Here is a 6,000-nt window from a genome sequence, read left to right on the forward strand (position 1 = left end):
TTCGTCAGCTCCTGCGATCCAAAGGATTTGTGACACATGACGATTATCCCGCTTCAGGAGAGGTGGTCACGGCGCAAGGACAAGTTTGTAGCTTACACGGCGTCGGGTCAAGAAGTGTTCCGGATCGGCCTCGTTCCCAGTGAAGGTGGTGTCCAAAGTCAGGCCAATGCGATGACGGCAGGGCCAGCAGTGCAAGGTTTGCCTTAGGAAACGAGCTGACGATTCTGACGAAACGTCGCCTACGGGAGTTGGTTTAAAATCCCGCCGAGGGATACCGCCTTGGGTCGTGACCCGAAATTCGAAATGAGGCACTAACGGTCTTCGGGCTGGCTTGTGCCCGCGCGTTTCGCTGGCTACCTTGCCGGCGGCAGGTCACCGGAGGACGCATCGTGAGCATCGAATTCTTGTTGACGTCGCTGATCGTCGTGGCTTCGCCCGGCACCGGCGTTCTCTATACGCTGAGCGCCGGACTTTCGCGTGGCGCGCGCGCCAGCATCATCGCGGCTGTTGGTTGCACGCTCGGCATCATTCCGCACATGGCGGCCGCCATCACCGGTCTGGCGGCGCTGCTGCACACCAGCGCGCTCGCCTTCGAGACGCTGAAATATCTGGGCGTCGCCTATCTGCTCTACATGGCGTGGAACACGCTGAAGGAGAGCGGCAGCTTGAACGTCGGGCAGGATGCCGCGCCGCGCACGACCGGCAAGGTGATCACCTCAGGCATCCTCATCAACATCCTCAACCCGAAGCTGTCGATTTTCTTCTTCGCCTTCCTGCCGCAGTTCGTCAGCACCATCGAACCGCATGCGCTGTCGAAGATGCTGGAGCTCAGCTCCGTCTTCATGCTTTTGACCTTCATCGTCTTTGTCGGCTACGGCATCTTCGCCGCCTCGATCCGCAGCCATGTCGTGTCGCGGCCGATGGTGCTCACCTGGATGCGCCGCACCTTCGCCGGCGCCTTCGTCGCGCTCGGCGCAAAACTGGCGCTGACCGAGCGGTAGCGCCGCCGGTGCTACCCCTTCATGTAGCCATCGCCTCGACGATCCGCCCGTTCCCGACGCGCATCAGGTTGACGCCGCGCAGCGAGTTGCCGTCGGCCATGAAATAGCGCCAGATGGAGGCCGCTCTGCGCCCGAAGATAAGAGCACGGTCGCTTGCAAGCGCGTCTGCCCGAGAAACATCAAAACGCTATCGCTAATGCCTCAAAGCGTGGTTGGTGCCGGGATGCGCACGCCCTGCACTTCGATCGAGCCGCCGAGGGCGCTGGCTCCTCGATCAAAGGGTTACTATTGCGTCGATGCTGCCGTTTCAAATGACGTCGTGATCCACCCTTACAGCGGCAGCGGCTTGCCAGCCTGCTCGGCCACCATGTACTCGGCATACCAGTCCGGCCAGTTCTCATCACGCTGGCCGCCTGTCCGCTTCTCATGCTCGCCATGGGCCGCAGACGCACGCCGGAGCGCGGCCGCGAGTTCGGCCGGCGAGACAAATGTGGTGTCGTCAGCGTCGACGCGGCCGGGCGCTCGCGCAGTGACCTCCTGCAACAGCCAGACATTTCCGGACGGATCGCTGAAGGAGGCCCACGAGGAGTAGCTGCGCCGCTCAGGGTCCGGACCGCTGACACGGCCTTCACTGCCGGCATAGTGGTAAACCTCGCTCACGTCGACACCGCGATCGGCGAGTTCGGCGCGCGCTGCCTCGATGTCTGACACGACGAGCTCGCCAACGCTTTCGAGGACATCGAGCTCGACCCGGGCGTAGGGCCCTGGGGTGACTCCTGAGCCGAAGACTATCGAACACGAAGAGCCCGGAGGCGTAAACTGGATGACACGAAATTCGTCGCCTGTGATGTCGGCGTCGAGCCTCCAACCCAAGCCGCCGTAAAATCGCTTGGCTCGATCGACGTCCGAAACGGGGATGACGGCGACTTCGAGCTTGATGTCGACCGTTCGCGCTGACGGGGTTGCGATTGCGGCTTCGCCGCGCTCCTGAATATCATTCATGACGATCTCCTTGGGTTTGGATGCGTTGCGTTATCTTCAACGCCGCGCGCGCTGGCCGGTGCCCGTGGTGGCTGTTCATGCATGCAAGCGGGATTTGAGGCTACGGGCCGCACCTGTGCCGCCGAACCTCGCGATGCTCTTCTGGATGTGCACATATCCGATAGCGCGAACTCGCGCCCGCTAATCCGAGATGGACTTCGCGGCGGACGAACGCGCCCTACGTTTTGGCAGGCTGATCGCTGGTCAGCAAAAAATATTGACGACTAAAACTGGTAGCATTCTTATTGTATTGCAGCAAATCAACTCCCAAAATCAAAGTCCAATCGAGGACGAGCGAACTTCCGCTGCGGGTCATGGACACACCCTGCTGCAGAACCCGGCAAAGGCCACACGTCAGCACCACCGAGCCGCACGCACTGTCGAAGATGCTGGAGCTATCGAGCGTCTTCATGCTTTTGACCTTCGTCGTCTTTGTCGGCTACGGCATCTTGCCGCCTCGATCCGCATGTCGTGTCGCGGCCCGTAGTGCTGACCTGGATGCGCCGCACCTTCGCCGGCGCCTTCGTCGCGCTCGGCGCAAAACTGGCGCTGACCGAGCGGTAGAGCCGCCGGTGCTATCCCTTTACATATCCCATCGCTTCGACGATCAGCCCGTCCGCTACGCGCATCAGATTGACGCCACGGATGGAGTTGCCTTCGGCGGGCCAGTAGCGCCAGCGGATTGTCGCCCGCTCACCGGCGACGAACGTCTCCTCGATGTCAAAACAGGTGCCGGGTTCGCTGGCGATCGCCGACCACAGCCGCACGCATGCCTCACGGCCGGCATGGCGGGCGCCATCCGGCGCCGGCACGGTGTTTTCGATGACGCAGTCCTCGGCCACCAGCTCGGCGAGCGCCGACGGATCATGAAGCTGGAACACGTCGTTGAAGCGCCGGATGATATCGGCCGTCTGTCTGGATTGGTCGTCGGGATGGACGACAATGATGCTATCCCGTTTCATCTCGGTACCTCCTGATTTCATTTTTCCGCAGCGGCGGCCGTGACGAGGTCGGCCTTGAGCCTGATATCCGCCACGCCCGCCAAAGCCCGGGAGACGAGGCATGTTGCTTTCGCCGATTTGGGCAAGGCGCTGGAATTCCTCGGGCGCCAGGCCCGGGATTTCGGCTTCCGTTTCAAGGTCGATGCGGGTGAGCGTCGGTCCGGCCGTGCTCGTGCCGAGATGCACCTTTGGCGACGGTGTGAATCCCTACGGGGACATGGCCGCCGCTGCCCAGTATGGCGCTCAACGCCATTGAAAAGCAGCCGGCATGTGCCGCCGCAATCAATTCCTCGGGATTGGTGCCGGGACCGTTTTCGAAGCGCGACGGGAAGGAATAGGCGCCTTCGAAGACGCCGCTGCCGAGCCGCAGACGGCCCGAGCCTTCTTTCAACGAACCCTGCCATTGGGCCTCTGCTTCACGGATGGTCATTTTGTCGTTCTCCTCTTCGATGAAACGCCGAATATATAGACTGATCTACATACTATATAGACCGATTGTCATATTTGGCGCAAGCCTATAAAGCTCACTCCTGACAGAGGTTGACATGGCGAACGACACCCGCATCCGCATCATCGAGGCGACGGCGCTGCTGCTGAGGCAGCGCGGCTATCACGGCACCTCGCTCAACGACATCTTGAGCGCCTCCGGTGCGCCGAGAGGATCGCTCTACTTTCATTTTCCGGGCGGCAAGGACCAATTGGTCATCGAGGTGACGCGCGACAGCGTGGACAAGGTGTCTCGATGGCTCGCCGAAGAGCTGACCGCCGAAATAGATCCGGCGGTGGCTGTCCACCACATCTACCAGTCGGTCGCACGCATGCTGGAGGACAACCAGTTCACGCTTGGCTGTCCGATCGCACCCGTGGTGCTGGACTCGCCGGCCGACGTGCCGGAACTGGCCGAACTGTGCCGGTCGGCTTTTGAGCAATGGGTAGGCCTGCTGCAGGCGGCCTTCGTCAGGGCAGGGGTGCCTGAGCGCCGCGCCCGCGCCCTGGCGCTGCTTGTCGAATCGTCGCTGGAAGGGCTGATGGTGATCGCGCGCGCCAGCCGCGACCGCGCCCCGGTGCTGGCGGTAGCCGATGAAGTCGCCGCGCTGATAGAGGGTGCATTGCCGGCCAAAGAGGTCGCTGTAACGGCGACGTGACGGAAGCTGGTGCGGATGCCGCCAAAGGGCCCGAAGGCCGAACAAGAGATGGCTCCAGCCTGCGATCCATGTTCTGCACCGCCGCAACATTCAGAAGTAACGGCATGGATCCTAGGGTCTCCGCAACGTCGCTTCGCTCCTGCTCCGCCCTAGGATGACGAAGGCGTACTGACCTGTCGTGGGACGCGCGGCTGATGGAATATCGCCAGCTGAAGATTAGCCGAAACGACATTGCCTTCGTCATCCTAGGGCGGAGCAGGAGCGAAGCTCCGTCGCGAAGACCCTAGGATCCATGCCGTAACTATTGCCAAAGCGTACGGCGGTACAGGAGGTCTCGCCCGCCGATCGCGGCTAGCACGGCGATTGTGGTGCATGACAAACAAAAAGGGCGACCTCTCGGCCGCCCTTTCGGTATCTGAAGGCTGATGGATTCCCTTAGAAGTCCATGCCGCCCATGCCGCCCATGCCGCCGCCGCCCATGCCGCCTGGCATGCCGCCGCCAGCCGACTCCTTCTTCGGAGCCTCCGCGATCATGGCTTCGGTGGTGACCAGCAGGCCGGCGACAGAGGCCGCGTCCTGGAGAGCCGTGCGCACGACCTTGACCGGATCGACGATACCCATGGCGATCATGTCGCCATATTCGCCGGTCTGGGCGTTGAAGCCGAAGGTCGGGCCCTTGTTCTCGAGGATCTTGCCGGCAACGATCGATGCTTCCGCACCTGCGTTGGCCGCGATCTGACGGGCCGGAGCCTGCAGCGCGCGACGCACGATGGCGATGCCAGCGGTCTGGTCGGAGTTGGCGCCGACAGCCTTGATGCTCAGCGAAGCGCGCAGCAGTGCGACGCCGCCGCCGGGAACGATGCCTTCTTCGACGGCCGCGCGGGTCGCGTTGAGGGCGTCATCGACGCGGTCCTTCTTTTCCTTGACTTCGATCTCGGTCGCACCGCCGACGCGGATGACGGCAACGCCGCCCGCCAGCTTGGCGAGACGTTCCTGCAGCTTCTCCTTGTCGTAGTCCGAGGTGGTCTCCTCGATCTGCTGCTTGATCTGGGCGACGCGGCCCTGGATCTCGGCCTTCTTGCCGGCGCCGTCGACGATGGTGGTGTTCTCCTTGGAGATCGACACCTTCTTGGCGCGGCCGAGCATGTTGAGGCCGACATTCTCGAGCTTGATGCCGAGGTCTTCGGAAATGACCTGGCCACCGGTGAGGATGGCGATGTCTTCCAGCATGGCCTTGCGGCGATCACCAAAACCCGGCGCCTTGACGGCGGCGATCTTCAGGCCGCCACGCAGCTTGTTGACGACCAGCGTGGCCAGGGCTTCGCCTTCGACGTCTTCCGAGATGATGACCAGCGGCTTCGAGGTCTGCACGACAGCCTCGAGGATCGGCAGCATGGCCTGCAGGTTGGAGAGCTTCTTCTCGTGGAGAAGGATGTAGGCGTCTTCCAGATCCGCAACCATCTTGTCGGCGTTGGTGACGAAGTAGGGCGAGAGATAGCCGCGGTCGAACTGCATGCCTTCGACGACTTCGAGTTCGGTCTCGGCGGTCTTGGCTTCCTCGACCGTGATGACGCCCTCATTGCCGACCTTCTGCATCGCTTCGGCAATCATCGAGCCGACCGAGGCATCGCCATTGCCGGCGATGGTGCCGACCTGGGCAACCTCTTCCGAGGTCTTGATCTTCTTGGCGTTCTTGATCAGCGTCGAGACGACGTCGCTGACCGCGAGGTCGATGCCGCGCTTCAGGTCCATCGGGTTCATGCCGGCGGCAACCGCCTTGTGGCCTTCCTGGACGATCGACTGCGCCAGAAC

6 protein-coding genes and 2 pseudogenes are annotated in these 6,000 nt (G+C 62.4%); 3 read left to right on the plus strand and 5 right to left on the minus strand.

Annotation, left to right across the window (positions count from 1 at the left end; translation table 11 throughout):
• Positions 1-389 precede the first annotated feature (389 nt).
• Positions 390-1,001 (plus strand): LysE family translocator, encoded by a 612-nt coding sequence (locus AC0L17_RS12900; RefSeq protein WP_473516093.1) that lies wholly within the window; start codon positions 390-392, stop codon positions 999-1,001.
• 330 nt (positions 1,002-1,331) lie between these two features.
• On the opposite strand, the gene AC0L17_RS12905 is transcribed toward AC0L17_RS12900, so the two are convergent.
• Entirely contained in the window at positions 1,332-2,003 is a 672-nt protein-coding gene (locus AC0L17_RS12905; RefSeq protein ID WP_473516094.1) for a VOC family protein, read from the minus strand.
• A gap of 217 nt (positions 2,004-2,220) precedes the next feature.
• Entirely contained in the window at positions 2,221-2,454 is a 234-nt protein-coding gene (locus AC0L17_RS12910; RefSeq protein ID WP_473516105.1) for a hypothetical protein, read from the minus strand.
• Here AC0L17_RS12910 and AC0L17_RS12915 point away from each other — a divergent pair.
• A pseudogene (locus AC0L17_RS12915) lies at positions 2,396-2,606 on the plus strand (LysE family translocator); the annotation flags it as partial. The gene AC0L17_RS12910 and the pseudogene AC0L17_RS12915 overlap by 59 nt on opposite strands.
• Before the next feature lie 11 nt (positions 2,607-2,617).
• On the opposite strand, the gene AC0L17_RS12920 reads toward AC0L17_RS12915, so the two are convergent.
• The gene (locus AC0L17_RS12920; protein ID WP_473516095.1) at positions 2,618-3,004 is read right to left on the minus strand and encodes a nuclear transport factor 2 family protein; all 387 of its coding nucleotides are present in this window, start codon (positions 3,002-3,004) and stop codon (positions 2,618-2,620) included.
• A gap of 17 nt (positions 3,005-3,021) precedes the next feature.
• A pseudogene (locus AC0L17_RS12925) lies at positions 3,022-3,473 on the minus strand (OsmC family protein).
• A 115-nt stretch (positions 3,474-3,588) separates the two neighbouring features.
• Here AC0L17_RS12925 and AC0L17_RS12930 point away from each other — a divergent pair.
• A complete protein-coding gene (locus AC0L17_RS12930; RefSeq protein ID WP_473516096.1) occupies positions 3,589-4,188 on the plus strand; it encodes a TetR/AcrR family transcriptional regulator in 600 nt (199 codons plus the stop codon).
• 435 nt (positions 4,189-4,623) lie between these two features.
• Here the strand turns inward: AC0L17_RS12930 and groL are convergent.
• Positions 4,624-6,000 (minus strand): chaperonin GroEL (groL, locus tag AC0L17_RS12935; protein WP_473516097.1); only part of this gene is annotated, 1,377 nt, incomplete at its 5' end.

Source organism: Mesorhizobium sp. WSM4829 (assembly GCF_055811475.1).

What these genes read in the sequence shown, in the direction of transcription:
- AC0L17_RS12905 (WP_473516094.1), bottom strand. Translation starts at nt 2,003, where the DNA reads ATGAATGATATTCAGGAGCGCGGCGAAGCCGCAATCGCAACCCCGTCA.
- AC0L17_RS12910 (WP_473516105.1), bottom strand. Translation starts at nt 2,454, where the DNA reads ATGAAGACGCTCGATAGCTCCAGCATCTTCGACAGTGCGTGCGGCTCG.
- AC0L17_RS12920 (WP_473516095.1), bottom strand. Translation starts at nt 3,004, where the DNA reads ATGAAACGGGATAGCATCATTGTCGTCCATCCCGACGACCAATCCAGA.
- AC0L17_RS12930 (WP_473516096.1), top strand. Translation starts at nt 3,589, where the DNA reads ATGGCGAACGACACCCGCATCCGCATCATCGAGGCGACGGCGCTGCTG.